The following is a 16,710-nucleotide window of genomic DNA, read 5'->3' as shown; positions in this document are numbered from 1 at the left end:
CAGAGCGCTTGAAAAGCTGAAGAAATCAGGGCGCCATTGTTGTGAAAAGGCAATGGAAGCACCCAAATGCGACCGAGTTTTTTTGGGTTTTCAAATTGACGAAGCCTATTGCGGAGAATCCTAACTCTCACAGCCCTAACTCTCATTGAGCCGGATGCCATGAGCCAACAGTCCCGCGTTACCGACGAGCCGTTAATCATCCTCACGCTGCTGATCGTCTCAGTGTGTCTTGTGGGCTGGGGTTTATGGTATTCGTATAGCGAGGAATTCCTGGCGGTGCTGCGTTTCGTCCGGCTTTTCGAGCTGACGCTCATCAACATCGTCGCTCTCGGCGATTATACCAGCCTTATCAAAGCGCTTCTGCCCACATGGCTTGGAGGGCCGGAAGACCCCAAGCTCGCCGAATTCACCACCGAGAAGTTTCTGCTCACGACCGATATCGTCGGCGCGTATTTTCGCTGGCCGGTGGCCGCGCTGGTGTCGGCCGCGGGTTTTTCCATGCTGTTCTTTTCGAATCACAACCGATTCAAACGCAAATACGATCTGGAGGGCTTGATCGGCACGCAGGCGAAAATCTGGCCGATCCTCAATCCGATCGTCAAATTCGATCCGGGACAGTTCAGCGCGCGTTCGACCGGCGCGGAAATTCCCGCCCAATTGCCGCTGTTTGCCGAAGCCTTGTCGCCCGAGGAATGGCTTGCTTATCATGATATCAAGCTGGCCGATGGCTTGCCGGAGCGGGAGGCCGTGCGCCGCGCGCTCATCGGACAGCTTGGCGCGCGATGGGCGGGTCCCCAAGCCCTGCCGCCGCATCTGCGGGCGCTTTATGCCGCGTTCGCGCTCAAGGGTATCCAGAAACGGACGGAAAGCGACGATCTTTTAAGCGAAATCGCCGTGTGCTGGTCGGCCAAGACCGGTTTTCACATGCCGCTCAAGCTCGCCAAGAAAATCGACGAAATTATCGGCGATCCGGAAGTCGGCGGCAAGGCTCTCCAGATCGCTTCCAAGCATGCCTATACGACGACGGCGCTTCTCGGCGTTCTGCGCTGGGGGCGGACCATGGGCGGCGTGCTGGCGCCGGCGACATTCTTATGGCTGCGCGGCATGGACCGGAATTTATGGTATCCGCTGAACAATCTCGGACGGCGCTCCTTTCATAGCGAGGCGGCGGGCGCCATGGCGCATTTCATGGCCGAGCAGGCCGCCAAGAAGCCGTTGCCGATTCCGAGAATCGATACGGCGCTCATCACCATCAACCAGTATCTGGCGAACAATCAGGTCGAGATCCCCCCCAAGGCCGCAAAAGGCCGCATGCAGAAGGCGTAAGACATGAATCAATGGCAAAATATTTTTCCCGGCTCCAACGCCAAGGTCAAGGCGAAGATCGTCGGCCATACGCTGGTCGCGACGTTCCGGGTCAGCAATCCGCCGACGATATGGCGCATGGACCTCGATAAAAATCACAGCTTCGCCGTCGCGATCCAGAAACACGCCGCCGATTGGGAGCTGGGCATCATGGCGCCCAAGGGCGAGTTTACCACCGTGGCGCGCTTCGACGACCGGCTGGCGGTGGACGAGGCGCTCGCCGCCGTCGAAACCGCCATGTTCGGCAATCCGAACAGCACGGGCGCCAAGACCTTGCGGATCGGCGCCATGACGGCGACGGTGCTCGCCATTCTTCTTGCCGCCTGGTGGACGGTGGTGAATCTGAGCTACATGGCGCAGCAGAACGCCATGGCGATGCAGCAGCAAGCCGCGGTATCGGGCGCGGGCAGAGCCGCTCCCGCCGTGGCTCTCAAGCCCGGAACGCCGGCGGACGCGGACACCGTTCTGGGCAGGCAGTAAAGCAGGCAGTATAAAAATAAGGGGAGATGAAGGCCAATTCTTGAGTTTCGATCATGATGTAGAGGAATCGCTACGATGACTGTCGTTACCAAAAATATGGTTGCCCACAAGGACCTGATTCGCGATGTCAGGCCGGTCTCTCAGCGTTTTTTCGATGGATTGCTCGGTCCCGAACTCATGGGGACCATCTTTATCATGTATGCCGCATGCCTGATCGCCACGCCTTTCGGCCCGTCTTTCGCCGACCTGATCCTGTTTTTCTTCTGGATTCACTGGGCGGCATTCAAGAAAAAAGGCACTAAATTATCGTTCAAGATTCCGGCCTATGCCAAAGGGCTTAAGGACCCCAACAACCCGATTCCGGGTCAAAGCGCTCCGGGCAAAGCCGAGGGAATTCTTTATCTCGGCAAGGATGAGGAAAACGGCGACGAATTGTGGCTGAGCAACAATGATGCGCGCACCCATATTCTCTATCTCGGCACCACCGGCGCGGGCAAGACCGAGGGATTGAAATCCATGGTCGCCAACTCGCTGTGCTGGGGATCGGGATTTTCCTATACCGACGGCAAGGCGGACACCGATCTATGGGCGTCCCTTTACGCTTTGGCGCGGCGCTTCGGGCGCGACGACGACCTGCTGATTCTCAATTACATGACGGCGAATTCCGACGACGGCGCGGTATCCAACACCATGAACCCGTTTTCCAACGGCTCGGCTTCCTATCTCACCAATATGATCGTGAGCCTGATGCCGGACGCCGGCGGCGATAACGCCATGTGGAAAGAGCGCGCGATCGCGCTGATGAGCGCCTTCATGCCGGCGCTGACCTGGAAGCGCGACCGGCAGGGTCTTTTGCTCGATGTCGGCGTGGTGCGCGAAAATCTGGAACTGGCGCCGATCATCCGCCTGTCGCGGGACCGCGATTTGCCGGAGCGGATCATTCGCGGCCTGCAAGGCTATTTGCAGACGCTGCCGGGTTATGTCGATGCCGCCTTCGACGACGACGGCAACGAAAAGCCGCCTTCGCCCGACCAGCCGATGTACGATTTGCAGGTCGCGCGGCAGCAGCATGGCTATCTGTCGATGCAATTCACCCGCTCGCTGCAATCGCTGGCCGATGAATACGGCTATATCTTCAAGGCGCAGCTCGCGGACATCGACATGATGGACGTGGTGCTGAACCGCCGCATCATGGTCGTGCTGATTCCGGCGCTGGAAAAATCCGGCGACGAAGCCGCCAATCTCGGCAAGATCGTCGCCGCCAGCATCAAGGGCATGATGGGGTCGACCCTCGGCAATTCCGTGGAAGGCTCGTGGGAGACCGCGATCGAAAGCAAGCAGACGCGCTCGAATTCCTCCTTCATGACCGTCTTCGACGAGGTCGGCTATTATACTGCGCCGGGCATGGCGGTGATGGCGGCGCAGGCGCGCTCGCTCGGTTTCTCGATGGTGTTCGCGGCGCAGGATCTTCCGTCGATGGAAAAGCGCGTCAAGCAGGAAGCGCGCTCCATTCTCGGCAACTGCAATCTCAAGATTTTCGGCAAGCTCGAAGACCCGACCGACACCAAGGATTTCCTCGACAAGCACGCGGGATCGGAATTCGTCTATGAAGCGACGAGCCTCAGCGCGCCGACCGACACGGTTTCCGGCATGTTCTTCAACGCGCCCTATTATGACAAGCGCGATGCCGCCATGACCACCCGCCAGCGCGTTTCCTACGATAATTTGCGCACGCAAAAAGAAGGCGAAGCCTATATGTTTTTCGGCCAGCATCTGGTCAAAGCGCGGATGTTCCATTCCATGCCCGGCAGGGTCAAGGCGCTGCGCGTTCACCGGCTCTTGCCGGTGCCGCCGACGACGACCTCGACGCTTGCGCGCGACAAGGCGCTCGGCGACGTGACGGCGAAGCTGCGCGATGCCGGATGGGCGGCGGGCGCTTCCCCGTCCGCCCCGGCGGCCGGCGATCTCGCGTCCTTGACCGAAGCCTCGGCCGCGGCCCGCAAGCGCGGCGATGACGACCATGTGAAGGCGGGAATCGAGGCCTTGACCAGATTCGCGCTCGCGGCGCCCGCCGAGTCCCCCGCGCGGGCGGATGGCGGCGCGTCGGAGACCTTGCAGCCGATCGATGCGCCCATGCCGGCTCAGGCCGGCGTCAGAAGCGGCCTGACGACGGTGAGCGTCGGCCAGCCTTCGAGCCAGCCCATAGGGCTGCGCGCCGGCGACGAGACCGTGGCGCTTGAGCAGGATTTTGTCTATTACGGCGACACCGATGCCGTGCAGGAACAGGCTTATCCCGCTTTGTCCGCCTCGGACATCACCGCCCTCGCGCCGCCGCCGGCCGATGAGTGGGAGGACATCAATCTCATTCTGCCCGATGCGCTTGCTTTCCTGGCGCATGACGCGGCGAACAGGCTTCGGGAAGGCTTATTTGGCGACGAAAGCGCGGCGGCGGAGTAAACGATCGGCAGCCGGTGATCAGAAGGGGCGGGATATCAAGCCCAATCTTATGACGGCCGGTTTCTTCTGATGACTGGCCGCCGATTCCTGATTACTGTCCCCCGATGACCATCCTTCATATCATGGCCGGACGCGGCAATGGCGGGGCGGAGACCTATGCCGCCGATATGATTCTCGCTCTTCATGAAGCGGGGATGAAACAGATTGCGGTGCTGCATCCCGCGCAACGCCGCGCGCCGGACTTGCTGGACGCGGGCGTGCGGGTCGAGACCGCGCCGTTGCGCCTGCCTTTGCGTTTCATGCAGCGCCGCGCGGTGACGAAACTGTGCGCGGATGTTAAGCCCGATCTCGTTCATTGCTGGATGCGCCGCGCCGCGAGCCTTGTGCCTGCGGGTTTGTCCATTCCGGTCGTCGGCTGGTTCGGAGGCTATTACGAGCCCAGGCATTTCGCGCGCTGCACGCATTTCATCGGCGTGACGCCGGACATCGTGGCGCATATGGGCGCGCGCGGCATTCCCGAATCGCGGCGGTTTTTCGTTCCCACTTTTCCCACGGTCGATTCGTCGCTTGCGATCGACCGCAAAATATTCGCCACGCCTGCCGATGCCAGAATTCTTCTGACCCTCTCGCGCCTGCATCCCAAGAAAGGCCTGGAGGTTCTGCTGGCGGCCTTGGCGCAATTGCCGGATTGCCATCTCTGGCTGGCCGGGGACGGGCCGCTGCGGCAGGAGCTGGAAGCGCTGGCGGCCAAGCTCGGCATTGCCGGGCGGGTGAAGTTTCTCGGATGGCGCGAAGATCGCGGCGCGCTGCTGCGCGCGGCGGATATAAGCGTGCTGCCCTCCATCTATGAGCCGTTCGGCACCGTGATGTCCGAAGCCTGGGCGGCTGGCGCGCCCTTGGTCGCGGCGGACGCCGCCGGGCCCGCCGCCTTCGTGCGCGACGGGGAAAACGGCATGCTGGTGCCGAAGGGCGACGCGCCCGCGCTGGCGGCGGCGCTGAGGAAGGTTCTCGACCTGCCGGCCCTGCGCGAACGGATTTGCAGGGGCGGCCGCGAAACCTACGAGGCGCAATTCACCCGCGCGGCGGTGACGCGAAGGATGATGGACGTCTATAGGGAAATCGGATGACAAGGGGCGGACAGGCAATCATGCGCGGGCGCGTTCTCGGCGGGATGATGGCGCTGGCGCTGACCGTCGGCATGGTTTCCGGCGGGACCTATGCGCTCGCGGGCATCGGCGGCGCGGCCGTTCTTTATTTTATGGCGGTGGCGGTGCGCAGAAAACTGCTGTTGCCTCACCCGCTCGCGCTGTTTTTCGGCGGCGGATTGCTGGCGCTTGCGCTGCTCGCCGATCTTACGGCCTTCGCTCCGGCAAGATCGTGGGCGATGACGCTGCGGCTTGCCACCATCATCGCGCCGCTGACGCTGCTGTTCATTCCGCGCGAGCCTATCGTCTGGCCGCGATGGTTTTTCTATCTGCCTTGGGCGATTCTCGGCGTCGAGATTTTCATGATCGCCGAACTTGGCAGCGGCGGCAAAATCCTGATGCCGTTCCTTCATGCCAAGGACGACAGCCTGACTTACTACAATCGCGGCCTCAGCTATGCCGCCGTTCTGCTGTGGCCGTTATGCGCCATGCTGATTCGCGAGAAGCGCGCGAGGCTCGCGGCGGCGCTGCTGGCCGGCCTGTTGATCGCAAGCTGGATCAGCCCGTCGCGCGGCGCGCCGCTCGCGCTTGCCGCCGGCGCGGCATTGGGATCGGCGGCATGGGCCAGCCGCCGCCTTGGTTTCGCGCTTGGCCTTGCGCTGCTCGGCGTGGTGGCGGCCGGTTCGCTGGCCGCGGCGCCGTGGCTGGTGGAAAAACACCAGGACTGGCTTGCCCATTTCCCGCCGTCCTGGAGGCATCGCGTCGAAATCTGGGATTACCTGCTGGCAAGGCTGGCCGAAAATCCGTGGATAGGCCTGGGGCCAGACGCGGCGGGCGCGCTGCCGGTCGGGGGCGGGCATCAATCGCTGTATGTTTACGCATTGTTCCCGGCGGCGCATCCGCATCATGTGGCGCTGCAGTTATGGCTGGAGCTTGGGCCGCTCGGCTGGCTGCTGGGCGCGGGGCTGGCTGTTGTATGCTTGGCGCGCATGAGTCCTTGGCCGGCTCTCGAGCGCGCCGCGGGCATGGCGGCGTTCGGCGCCTGTCTTACGCTTGCCTGCGGGTCCTTCAGCCTATGGACGGATTCCCTTTTGGCGCTTATGGCGCTTACCATATTTTGGTGCCGGCATTTTGGTGTCGGCGATGACGCCGATGTTTTTGGTTGACGCGGCGTTAGCCCTGCCGGTGAGCGGCGGCGCCGCGCCGTTGCCGAATAAGAAACCGTGTCTATTGGGACACGCATTAACGCTTCGATAACGCTTGATGCAATATTCTGAAGCGTGTAAAAAGCATGACGAGCCAAGCCCCTTTTATTAAGTGCGGGAGAGCGCCTTATGACGGAATCGGGAAAGACCGGCGGTTTTGTTCATCTCAAAACGCTGCTCCTTCTGGTCATGCTATTGGCTGGTGGAATGCCTGGGATCGCGGCGGCGCAGGTGGCCGGGCCATGTCCGGACATGCCCGACTACGGTTTCAACCCCGCGTTTAGTTGTAATGCCATTGCCGGTGTCGTGGGTTGCGCCGCGGGCCAGCTCGCTTTCGAGGGCCAGTGCTATTTTTGCGGCGGCAATACCAGCAACGCCATATCGGGCTGTAATCCGGCGATCGTGCCCGTTGGGCCAGGGATTGATTGCGGCGATCAGCGTCCTGACCCAGGCTGCGTGGGAACCTCTCCCGTCACTACTGCCTATGTATTTTGTAAGCCTTGGAGCAATTCCACTGGTAGATGTAACGGCAATAATGACTGCTTGCCTACCTGCCCCGAGCCAAACTTCCTCTCTCAGCAGATAAATTGCCCGGCAGGCTATACCCTTAATCCGAATGACGGCTTTTGTTATAAACTCAACTCGACAACGGCCGGCGGCACCGTCGGGATTTCGTGTCCGGCCGGCCAGACGCCCAAACCGGATGGCACCTGCGAAGTGTGCAGCGGCAGCACATGCTTTGGGAGCGGTGATCCATCGACATGTCCGGACGGCTACGTGAAAAGCAACACGACGCCGGTCGTATGTAAGCCTCTGGAGCCCTGCCCGCCCGGGTATATCGTACAGAGCGGCGCGACCGGCCTTTTCTGCGCCGCGATGGCGGATCCCAATGCCCCGATAGACCCATCGCTTACGGTGTGCACGCCGGCCATGATCAACGGCACCTGTATGCTCGTTTCGGCCGGCACGACGGATCCCTGCCCGCCGGGCACGCCGGACAGCCAGGTCGTCCTTCCTCCCGGCGCGCCGGGATCGGAGCCTGACGGCACGCCATGCGTCCTGCCGCCGCCGCCGGAACCGGCTGCGCAGCCGAATTCTGCATGCGGGGCATCACCGGTGGCTAAACCGGACCCGTCCTGCGCGGGGTTGGCGAACTGCCCGCCGATAATGACGATGGGCCCTTGCACGACATGTCCGGCTGGAATGACGTACGAGCCGCCGCAGGGAAATACAGCGGGAGGGTGCAAGCCCCAGGGCGCGCAAGACGGCGATGATCCTAATCCCCCGCTGATTTCCTGGACGCCTGTCGGTGGAACTGGTGGGGTGCCGTTTCCGGGAATCAAGCTCGGCACGATACCGCCGCTGACCCCGCGCGTGCCCGGCGCGACTGTCGCGGCGATCGATGTCGGCATCGAGAAGCTTGCGATGGATCTGACCGAAGAATGCGATCCCGATACGGTGATCGGGCAGTTCAATGCCGCCGTAACGGCGCGCGTCAATGCGATCAACGAGGTGCTGGATCCCGCTCTGGACGACACCGTGCATCTCCTCGCCAAGGCGCAGGCGCATGTCATGATCGGCCAGTGGTGCGACTTCAACATCGACGCTCTCGGCAACCTCGTCGATCTGATTCAGTCGTTTACCGGGATCGCGGGCCTCATCTGGGCGATCATAAGGAAGGCGGTCGTTGATTTCGTCAATGCCGTCTTGAACGCCATTTGCACCGCCGTGGTGAGCACCCTAAGCACGGCGTTGGGCACGATATGCCTGCCCAAGATCGATATGCCGAATATCAAGATTCCGACCCTTGCGATACCGGGGCTGGCTCTTCCGAAATGCGCGGTCACCAACGCCCTCTATAGTTGGATCCCAGGAATGGGCAGTATGGTGAACGGCATGCCGATCGGCACAGTGACGAACTTCACCAAGAAGCCGCAGCCCGTGACCGATTCGTACCTGACGCCGGGAGCGGCCAGGACCGGCAGGATCAGGGTCATCAAGTGAGTCTTGATGTCGAGGAGAGGCGGGTCGTGGTCTGCGTCGTCTGAATAGAGGAATGGACAAGAAGATGCGGACTGGCGTTCTACTGATTCTTCTTCTCTTCCCGGCGCTGCTTCTGCGGCCCGCGCCCGCCCATGCGGTCATCATTCCGAGCGGCGCTGAACTGCCGCCTGTATGCCCCTATGGACCGGACAGCGGAACGGGGCTGTCGTTGGGGTACAATATGGGCCAGATGGGACTCCAGGTTGCATCCGTAACGTCGAGCATAGGATTAGCTTTGGCGGGGGCGCAATCCGCGATCTCGGGCGCGCTGCAAGTATCGGGCATGACGATCGTGGGGGCGGCGAAAAGGAATCTGGAGGGCGAGCTTACCGCCAGCACTTCCAGCGCGGTGCGTCAGACTCAGGCGCAGACGGCGGTCAATATGCAGAGCAAAAATTGCCGGATCCATACCGGCAATAAGATCAGCCATACGGTGAGCGCCTATTCCCGCAAGGTGACAACGACGCTCGAGGGGGTGGAAATTGCCCAGTTTTTCGACAACAATGCGCCGATGCGGCTTTCGATGGCGGCGCTGCAGCGGCTGTGCATGAACGGCCAGCTGTCCCCGGACGATTTCGGCCGCCGCTGGTTCGTCGCCAATGGCTGTTTCGACGATCCGTCCTCGGCGCACGATTTCCTGAAGTCTTCGACGATATTGACAAGCCCGGTGCTGGTGCCGCCGACGACGGCGCAAATGAACTGTCTCGAAAACCCCTCCGATGCCGCCTTATGCCCCGCCGGAGGGCCGGTGGAGGTATGGCACAACCTGAACGACAAGCAGCGGCGCTATGTCGGCGCGGTGCGCTATTGCGAGACCCTGGAGGCGGGGCATTCGACGACGATGGAGGGCATCACGGGCGGCGCGGCCTTGACGCCGGCGGGAATAGCCGCGGCGATGGGAAGAATGGCCAGCCTCGCCAAGACCGAGACGGCGGCCGGGGTTTGCCGCGCGGAACTTGCGCGGCGGACGGGGGCCAATACCGACGACCCCGCCTTGGCAGCGGATGCCGCCACGACGGGGGCGGGAGGAGTTAGGGACAACGCGTCCAGGATCGTGGCTACCCTGATGAAGGATGGGCACGACATGGCTCTGTATAAGGCGAAGAATTGCGCCGGCGTCCCGCTTGCGCCGCAAAATACCAGCGCCGGCGTCTATCAGAAGGTCGATTGCACGCCGGCTCTGTATGCTTCGCCGGAAAAAACCTATGTCAGCTCGTATATGCTGGAACGCTATCCCAGCCAATTATGCATGTCGCAGGATACGAATGCCAGCAACTATGTCGATACCGGCTCTGACGTGCAAAAAAGCCTCAACGTAGTGTCCTGCGCCACGGTCGTAGCGTTGTGGGACCAGCATGAAGCGGAGAACAAAAAGAATTTCGCCGCTTCGATCCTTGCCTTGCAGGGAACCGGCGAGGATTCCGTCGCGCCCGCCGCGCCCGTCAGGGCCGCCAGCTATGAGTCTCCCAAGGGAGGGGACGATCTTCTCAAGACTGTCGCCTTGAAGGTAGGCGACAGGCCGCCGGCCGGTATTCCGGTACAATGAAGGACTGTGGACTGACAATGCGATTGGGCGTGATTCTCATTCTTCTGCTTATTCCGGCGCTGCTTTTGCGGCCTGCGCCGGCTTATGCGCTCATGCCTATGAGCGCTGCAGTCGGGGTTGGGGTGCCGCCCGTTTGTAATATGGGGCAGCCGGACGCGGGGCAAATAAGGGCGGCGGCGACCGATGCGACGGCGGTCATTGCCCAGATCACGTCGATCGCCACCTCCATGGGCCTGTCCATGGCGGCGGAACAGTCGGCGCTTGCCGGCACGCTTCAGGTTATGGGCATGGCGGTCGAAAAGGCGGCGGAAAAAAATCTGGAGGCTAAACTTACTGCCGGCGGCATAAGCGCGGTGCGTCAGATCAAAGGGGCGAAGACGGTCAATATGGAAAGCAAAAATTGCCGGATCCATACCGGCAATAAGATCAGCCATACGGTGAGCGCCTATTCCCGCACGGTGGCGATGACGCTCGAGGGCAAGGAAATCACCCAGTTTTTTGGCGGCAATCCTGAGATGCGGCTTTCGGTGACGGCGCTGCAGCGGCTATGCAGGAACGGCCAGCTGGCGCCGAACGATTTAGGGCTGCGCTGGTTTGTCGACAATGGGTGTTTTTCCGACCCGTCTTCGGTGCATGATTTCCTGAAGGCTTCGACGATCCTGGATAATCCGGTGCTGCTGATGCCGTCGGCGAACCAGATGAACTGTCTGGAAAATCCCAACGATCCTGTTGCCTGCGTCGGCAGTCCTCAGGCGGTATGGCGCAGCCTGAACGACAAGCAGCGGCGCTATGTCGGCGCGGTGCGCTATTGCGAGACTCTGGAGGGAGGGCATTCGGCGACGATGGACGGCATAACGGGCGACGTGGCCCTGTCGCCGCTGGGGATGGCCGCGGCGATGGCGAAATTCGCCAGCTTCGCCAAGGTCACGACGGCGACCGACGTTTGCCGCGCGGAGCTTGCGCGGCGGACGGCGGCCGATGTCGAGGCGATCCTGGCTACCGTTGCCACCGATCCGGCGATGAGGGATATGCAGAATAATGCGCCCCGGATCATGGAGCTTTTGAGCACGGAAGGGGATGACATGGCGCCATACAAGGCGCGGAAATGCGAAACGGTTCCATACGGGACGACCTATGTCGGCCCCGCCTCTGCCGGCACCTCTTTTCAGGTGGTCGATTGTCCCAGCGCCACGGATTTTTCCCCCAGCGCTTCGCCGACCGCCAAGCTGCCGCATAAGGTCTATCTAAGCCAGTATGTATTGGATCGCTATGCCCGCGATTTCTGCATGTCGCGCGAGGCGGCGGCCAGCAATTATGTCGATACCGGGACCGATACGGAGAAGACCGGCAATATATTGGACTGCAATATCGTGGCAAGCTTGTGGGATCAGCACGAAATAGAAAGCAAGCATAATTTCGTTGCCGTGGTCCGTGCCTTGCAGGGGATCGGACGCAATATCGGGGCGACTCCCGCCGCTCCGATCAAGGCATCCCGCTACGAGGCTCCTGGGGGAGACGGCGATCTGCGGCGTGAAGTGGCTTGGGATCAAGACAATGAACATCGTTTGCTGAAGCCCGTCGCTCTGAGGGTGGGCAGCACGGTGACGACGAATGCTTTACCGGGCATTCCGGTGCAATGACGGATTGATGGATTGACGATGCGATTGAGCGCTGTTTTCATTCTTTTGCTTGTTTCGGCCATGTTTGTGCGGCCGTCGCCCGCCCATGCCGTCGTTCCGGGGCTGGCAGTCGAGACGGCAAACACCGCTGCGCAAGTCGGGATTTCGGGGGCGCTCGCCGGCGGATCTATACCGGCGGTCAGAAAAAAAGCGGAAAAGGATCTGGAGGCCGATCTTATGGCCGCCGGTTCGGCGGCGACGAAAGCGGTTCGAGGGCAGCATACGGTCAATATGCAGAGCAAGAATTGCCGGATACACACCGGCAGTAAAATGAAACATACGATGGACGTTCATTCGCGCATATTGACCACGACGCTTGACGGGACGTCGATCGATACGTTTTTCGACAATAATTCTTCACCGCGGCTGGCGACGATAGCTTTGCAAAGACTATGCAAGAACGGCCAGTTGTCGCCGGACGATTTCGGCCTCCACTGGTTCGTCGCGAACGGCTGTTTTTACGATCCGTCCTCGACGCATGCTTTTCTAAAGGCTTCGACGATATTGGACCATCCGGTCTTGCTGAAGCCGTCGCCTGAGCAAATGAAATGCCTCGACAGCCCGAGCAGTGACACCAGCGGTTGCCCCTTGATGGTGTTGCTCCCCTCCGGCATCGGCTATTCGGCAGCGCTGGCGTGGCGTCAGCTGAACGACAAGCAGCGGCTTTATGTCAGCGCCTTGCGCTATTGCGAGAATCTGGAGAACGGCCGCATGCCGAACTTGAGCGGCTTGACGGGCGACGCGGCCGCGACGCCGGAAGGCATGGCCGCGACGATGGCGAAATTCAGCTCCTATTCCAAAACCGCGCTGACGCTTAAGACTTGCCGCGACGAGATCAACCGGCGTACCGCCCCCGACTTCGACGCTTACGCCGCCAATGCCTCGATATCGGCGGATGAGAAGATAATTATGGACGAGATGGTGAAGAACAAGGCCCGCACCTTTCGGCTCATCGAGCACGAAGGGTACGATATGACGCTTTATGGAGCGAGAAAATGCACCAGTGGCATGCCCCCTGCGCCGGTGAACGTTCCTGGGATCGGCAGTTACGAGATAACCGATTGCGGCACGACCGGCGGGTATGAGAACGACACGACCTCGCCCACGGGTTACAGGCTTTATATCAGCCCCTATGTGCTGCAGCGCTACGCCCGTGATTGGTGTCTGGCGCGCGAAACGGCCGCCAGCATCTATGCCGATACCGGCGGCGACGCCGGCAGGACCTTGAATACGCTGAAATGCGCCACAATCATCGCCATGTGGGAATCGCTCGAAGCGCGCAGCGGGAAATATTTTGCCGAGGCGATTATAGCATTGCAGCAGACCGAGGGAAATTCCGTCCCGGCGCCTACTGCGCCGATCCGGGCCAATTATGAAGGCCCGGGGCCAAGCGCCGCGCCGCAGCGCAAAGCGGCGCGCGGCGAGGAAGAGGCGGCGCTGTTTAAGCCTGTCGCCCTGACCATGGGCGGCAAGATCGCGGCGGATGTTTCGGCGCCGCCCGGCGCGGCAAGAGGAGAGCGGCAGTGACGGGGAAGAGCATGCGGATTGAAGCCGATGGCGGCAAGAAAAGACGCCGGCGGCAGGGCATGGCGCGGCTGCTGCTGCTGGTTCTGCTGTTGTCGGGCCTGAGCGGAAAAAGCTGGGCCCAGGCTTGCGCGCCGCACAATGGCTGCAGCCTGCCTATTCTGGGGGGCATCGATGCTGCCTATATGGCCCTATCGGGACTTATCGATACGATGGAAACGCAGATAGCCGTCGGCGGGCCTGCCGGACCGGGCTTTATCCCCACTCTTCAGGCCGGCGTCGTGGGGGCCATCGACACGCAAATCAACGCCCCGCTTGTTCTAAGCGCGAAAAAAGCCCAGGAAGCCGCGCTGACCGGTGGCAATATAAACGCTCTACGGAAGGTAAGGGCTCAGCGTACCGTCAATATGCAGAGCAAAAACTGCCGGATCCACACGGCTCATAAACTTACGCCCGCTCTCGCGAATTATAAAAGATCCGTCCTGACCAAGCTCGATGGCGAGCTTATCGAGGCATATTTCGATACGGTTATGAGTGGCGGCCGCGGCGCGATTATCGCCATGCAGCGGCTTTGCCGGAACGGCCAGTTTTTGAAGGACGATTTCGGCATAGAATGGTGGAAGGCGATGAGCGACCCCGCCAATCCCTGCTTCGAGGATCCTGCTTTCGCCCACGCTTTCCTCAAGTCTTCGACCATTCTCGAGAATATGGTCATGGTCCAGCCGAGCGTGGAGCAAATGACCTGCCTCGATAATCCCGATGCCTACAGCAGCACCGTGCCCAACTCTCCCTGCACGAAGTGGAGCGGCAAGATCAAGGATGCATGGGACTCCATGACGGACAAGCAGAAACTGTATGTGTCGGCCGTGCGTTTTTGCCAAAATATCGAGATGCAAGCGATACGGCCGAATACGATCACCGGCGACAGGGCGATGGATCCAAATAATATGTCTGCGATCACGCAGAATTTCAGCACGCTCGGCAAGCTTAGCACGCTTATTCGCACCTGTTACGACGAAGTTGCGCGGCGGACCGCTCCCGATCCCGACGGCAAGCTTGCCGACGGCACGAAACTCGCCGTTGGCGACCCGCTGATGAAAGCCAATTCCATCGGCGAGAATGGCATCCGTATCGGCAACAACCTGCGCAAGTCGGGCATACTTCCGAAAGTTTATCAGGCCTACAAGAGCGATGGCACGCCGGTGCTGGGAGAAGATGTCTATGGCGCCAATGGCGTGGGGCCGCCGGACGGCACTCCCGATCCGAGAACATATGTGAGCGAAGCCCTCTTGCAGTATTACCGCGATATTGTTTTTTGCAAAAACAATCACAGCTTCGAAGGCGATAGCGGCACCGACGCGGTCAAAACCGCCATTCTTGCGCAATGCAATCAGCTTAAAAACATAGCCGAGCAGCGGGAGGAAATCTATCGGTCGGCTTTCAACCAGTTCGCCGCCAGTGTTGACAGCATCAGCGGGGATTTTACGGACGGGGTCGCCAGTCCGATCCGGGCCAATTATGAAGGCCCGGTGCCAAGCGCCGCGCCGCAGCGCAAAGCGGCGCGCGGCGAGGAAGAGGCGGCGCTGTTTAAGCCTGTCGCCCTGACCATAGGCGGCAAGATCGCGGCGGATGTTTCTGCGCCGCCCGGCGCGGCAAGAGGAGAGCGGCAGTGACGGGGAAGAGCATGCGGATTGAAGCCGATGGCGGCAAGAAAAGACGCCGGCGGCAGGGCATGGCGCGGCTGCTGCTGGTTCTGCTGTTGTCGGGCCTGAGCGGAAAAAGCTGGGCCCAGATTTGCGTGCCGCCCTTCGGTTGCAGCTATGGGGCCGTCGATACCTCCTTTCTTGCCGTATCGGGATATCTGGACGTGTTTCAAGCGATGGTGGCAGCCGTCACGCCTGCCGGACCGGGCTTTATCCCCGCTCTTCAGGTCGGCGTCGTGGGAGCCATAGAAACGCAAGTCAACCAGGCGGTTATTAAAAGCGCGCAAAAGACCAGAGAAGCCGTGCTTACCGCTAGCGGCGTAAATTCCGCGCGGCAGATCAAGGCCGAGAAGGCCGTCAATATGCAGAGCAAAAACTGCCGGATCCACACGGCTCATAAACTTATGCCCGCCGTGGCGAATTACAACAGAAACTTGCTGACCACGCTCGATGGCAAGGTCATCGACGCTTATTTCGATCTGGGCATGGCCGCAGGCCGCGGTCCGATCGTCGCCATGCAGAGGCTATGCAAGAACGGACAGTTTTTGAAGGGCGATTTCGGCATGAAGTGGTGGAATGCCATGGGAAGCGCCGCCAATCCCTGCTTCGAGGACCCTGCTTTTGCCCACGCTTTCGTCAAGCCTTCGACCATTCTCGCCAATTTGGTTATGGTTCAGCCGAGCGCGGAGCAGATGACCTGCCTCGATAGTCCCGATGCTTATGATAGCACCATTCCCAACTCTCCCTGCACGAAGTGGACCGGTTCGGCCAAGGGCGCGTGGGACTCCATGACGGACAAGCAGAAACTGTATGTGTCGGCCGTGCGTTTTTGCCAAAATATCGAGCTTCAAGCGATCCAGCCGAATACGATCACCGGCGATAGGGCGATGGATCCGAAAAATGTGCATGTGATCATGAAGAATTTCAGCACGCTCGATAAGGTCAGCACGCTTATTCGCACCTGTTACGATGAAATTGCGCGGCGCACCGCTCCCGATCCCGACGGCAAGCTTGCCGACGGCACGAAGCTCGCCGTCGGCGACCCGCTGATGAAAGCCAATTCCATCGGCGAGAATGGCATCCGTATCGGCTATAATATGGTCAAGTCGGGCTATGACCAGAAGATATTCCAGGCTTATGACAGCAACGGTAACGCGGTGGTGGGTGAAGATATCGACGGCGATGGCACTCCCGATCCGAGAACATATGTGAGCCAAGCCCTCTTGCAGCATTACCGCGATATTGTTTTTTGCAAAAACAATCACAGCTTCGAGGCCGATACCGGTCCCGACTCAGTCAAAACCGCCGTTTTGGCGCAATGCAACCAGCTTAAAAGCATAGCCGAACAGCGGGACGAAACCTATCGGGCGACTTTCAATCAGTTTGTCATCGGCGTTGACAGTATCAGCAAGGACTTTACGGAGGGCGTCGCCAGTCCGATCAAGGTCGAAAACGAGTCCGGCCCGCGGCGGGTGAAATATACCGTCCCCGGCCCCGCGTCGAAATCCAAGGGCATGTAAGGCGCTTTTAGTTTTCTTAATGACTTCTTGTCATGGCATAAGG

Annotated in this window: 11 protein-coding genes; all 11 read left to right on the top strand. The window is 60.6% G+C overall.

The window, feature by feature from the left end; genetic code table 11:
- Positions 1–159 precede the first annotated feature (159 nt).
- Positions 160–1,326, top strand: coding sequence for a hypothetical protein (locus WDO70_00585; GenBank protein MEJ0061721.1), 1,167 nt, complete (start codon positions 160–162; stop codon positions 1,324–1,326).
- A gap of 3 nt (positions 1,327–1,329) precedes the next feature.
- Positions 1,330–1,845 carry a hypothetical protein gene (locus tag WDO70_00580; protein ID MEJ0061720.1) on the top strand — a complete coding sequence of 172 codons (516 nt, stop codon included), beginning with the start codon at positions 1,330–1,332 and terminating at the stop codon, positions 1,843–1,845.
- Positions 1,846–1,920: 75 nt separating this feature from the next.
- A complete protein-coding gene (locus WDO70_00575) occupies positions 1,921–4,302 on the top strand; it encodes a TraM recognition domain-containing protein (GenBank protein MEJ0061719.1) in 2,382 nt (793 codons plus the stop codon).
- Positions 4,303–4,406: 104 nt separating this feature from the next.
- Positions 4,407–5,429, top strand: coding sequence for a glycosyltransferase (locus WDO70_00570; protein ID MEJ0061718.1), 1,023 nt, complete (start codon positions 4,407–4,409; stop codon positions 5,427–5,429).
- The gene (locus WDO70_00565; GenBank protein ID MEJ0061717.1) at positions 5,426–6,613 is read left to right on the top strand and encodes an O-antigen ligase family protein; all 1,188 of its coding nucleotides are present in this window, start codon (positions 5,426–5,428) and stop codon (positions 6,611–6,613) included. Before WDO70_00570 ends, WDO70_00565 begins: the two co-directional genes overlap by 4 nt.
- Before the next feature lie 168 nt (positions 6,614–6,781).
- On the top strand, positions 6,782–8,656 hold the full coding sequence (locus WDO70_00560) for a hypothetical protein (protein ID MEJ0061716.1): 1,875 nt from the start codon (positions 6,782–6,784) through the stop codon (positions 8,654–8,656).
- 64 nt (positions 8,657–8,720) lie between these two features.
- A complete protein-coding gene (locus WDO70_00555; protein MEJ0061715.1) occupies positions 8,721–10,241 on the top strand; it encodes a hypothetical protein in 1,521 nt (506 codons plus the stop codon).
- A gap of 29 nt (positions 10,242–10,270) precedes the next feature.
- On the top strand, positions 10,271–11,881 hold the full coding sequence (locus WDO70_00550) for a hypothetical protein (protein ID MEJ0061714.1): 1,611 nt from the start codon (positions 10,271–10,273) through the stop codon (positions 11,879–11,881).
- Between the two features lie 60 nt (positions 11,882–11,941).
- Entirely contained in the window at positions 11,942–13,447 is a 1,506-nt protein-coding gene (locus WDO70_00545) for a hypothetical protein (protein MEJ0061713.1), read from the top strand.
- 11 nt (positions 13,448–13,458) lie between these two features.
- Entirely contained in the window at positions 13,459–15,117 is a 1,659-nt protein-coding gene (locus WDO70_00540) for a hypothetical protein (protein ID MEJ0061712.1), read from the top strand.
- Between the two features lie 11 nt (positions 15,118–15,128).
- Entirely contained in the window at positions 15,129–16,667 is a 1,539-nt protein-coding gene (locus WDO70_00535; protein MEJ0061711.1) for a hypothetical protein, read from the top strand.
- The last annotated feature ends 43 nt before the right edge of the window (positions 16,668–16,710 follow it).

This window comes from Alphaproteobacteria bacterium (genome assembly GCA_037200005.1).
Classification (GTDB): Bacteria; Pseudomonadota; Alphaproteobacteria; order UBA9219; family RFNS01; genus JBBCGY01.
This window is presented reverse-complemented; position numbering and strand designations above follow the sequence as displayed.

Bases quoted from the DNA above. Each gene is read 5' to 3' on its own strand.
- WDO70_00565 (MEJ0061717.1), top strand. From the start codon at position 5,426: ATGACAAGGGGCGGACAGGCAATCATGCGCGGGCGCGTTCTCGGCGGG.
- WDO70_00540 (MEJ0061712.1), top strand. From the start codon at position 13,459: ATGCGGATTGAAGCCGATGGCGGCAAGAAAAGACGCCGGCGGCAGGGC.
- WDO70_00545 (MEJ0061713.1), top strand. From the start codon at position 11,942: ATGTTTGTGCGGCCGTCGCCCGCCCATGCCGTCGTTCCGGGGCTGGCA.
- WDO70_00560 (MEJ0061716.1), top strand. From the start codon at position 6,782: ATGACGGAATCGGGAAAGACCGGCGGTTTTGTTCATCTCAAAACGCTG.
- WDO70_00555 (MEJ0061715.1), top strand. From the start codon at position 8,721: ATGCGGACTGGCGTTCTACTGATTCTTCTTCTCTTCCCGGCGCTGCTT.
- WDO70_00575 (MEJ0061719.1), top strand. From the start codon at position 1,921: ATGACTGTCGTTACCAAAAATATGGTTGCCCACAAGGACCTGATTCGC.
- WDO70_00585 (MEJ0061721.1), top strand. From the start codon at position 160: ATGAGCCAACAGTCCCGCGTTACCGACGAGCCGTTAATCATCCTCACG.
- WDO70_00570 (MEJ0061718.1), top strand. From the start codon at position 4,407: ATGACCATCCTTCATATCATGGCCGGACGCGGCAATGGCGGGGCGGAG.
- WDO70_00535 (MEJ0061711.1), top strand. From the start codon at position 15,129: ATGCGGATTGAAGCCGATGGCGGCAAGAAAAGACGCCGGCGGCAGGGC.
- WDO70_00580 (MEJ0061720.1), top strand. From the start codon at position 1,330: ATGAATCAATGGCAAAATATTTTTCCCGGCTCCAACGCCAAGGTCAAG.